The following is a 1,142-nucleotide window of genomic DNA, read 5'->3' on the forward strand; positions in this document are numbered from 1 at the left end:
GAAACAGATTTTATAAACTGTATAGCATTTAATAAACCTGGAGAAGCAATTGCACAATATGTTACAAAAGGTAGACAGTTAGCAGTTACAGGAAGTATTAGAACAGGCAGTTATGATTCTCAAGACGGAACTAAAAGATACACTACTGATGTGATTGTAGAAAGTTTTGAGTTTATAGGTGGAAATAATTCTAATAACCAAGGTAATACAGGTGCTCCAGGAGCATGGAACCCACCAGAAGATACAGGGTTCGGATATGAAGAGCCAGTAGATGATGGGGACATGCCATTCTAGGAGGAAAAGTCAATGTATTATCAAGCAGTGATTTATAGAGATGCTGTAATAAGAAATACAATTATAGCAAACTCATTAGAGGTTCTAAAAAGTAAATGTGAACCTTGGATTAATGATGAGAAAACTACAAGCATTGAAGTTGTGAAATGTGAGGATATAGGATATTTTAAAGTACCTAAATATTTTGAAGAAGATTTAAAAGATGAAATGTTCTAAGTGTTATTTTAGGAGGAAAAGTCAATGTTAGATGTAATAGAAGGTCAAGTATCAATATTTGACCTTCCAGTAATAACACCTAAGGAAGAAGTCAAGAAAGTTATTGAAATTGATAAAAATACAGATGATGAAATCATTAATAAATATAAAAGCATAGCTTTAAGAATAATAAAATGTTTTGGTGGCAGATATTCCATAGAAACTGAAAAAGAAAGAATTATGCTTTATAGAAATGGCAAAGAGGATTATAGAACTAATGAATTAAGAGCATTACTACCAATGGACAACATACTTTTTGCTAGACAAGATTTTAAGGTTAATGATAAGCAAGAGCAATTATTGGAGGAGTTTAAGAAAACTCGAAATATTGATAAGGTCATAAAAAGATTTGGTGATTCTAGTTATATAGTTATAACAAAGGACAGTAGCTGTGGAATAAATGTTCATGTGATAAATAACAAAGGATGGATAATTGATTATAAGGACAAGCCTATATACAAGGACGAAGAAGTTATTTTTAAGAACGATAAGGAAGAATTGCAGCACGATAAAGAAAAAAATCAGAACGATATTAAGACTATAGAGGTTGGAAGTATAGTTAAAGTTAAATATCAAAATAAAGAGTATATAGG

General features: G+C 30.7%; 3 protein-coding genes. All 3 read left to right on the forward strand.

Annotation, left to right across the window (positions count from 1 at the left end):
- A partial coding sequence (locus EJJ37_RS19740; protein WP_133017126.1) for a single-stranded DNA-binding protein occupies nt 1-294 on the forward strand: 294 nt, incomplete at its 5' end.
- A gap of 12 nt (nt 295-306) precedes the next feature.
- Nucleotides 307-510 (forward strand): hypothetical protein, encoded by a 204-nt coding sequence (locus EJJ37_RS19745; protein WP_133017127.1) that lies wholly within the window; start codon nt 307-309, stop codon nt 508-510.
- Between the two features lie 24 nt (nt 511-534).
- Nucleotides 535-1,142 (forward strand): hypothetical protein (locus EJJ37_RS19750; protein ID WP_133017128.1); only part of this gene is annotated, 608 nt, incomplete at its 3' end.

The organism is Clostridium cuniculi (assembly GCF_004353185.1).
Lineage (GTDB): Bacteria > Bacillota > Clostridia > Clostridiales > Clostridiaceae > Clostridium > Clostridium cuniculi.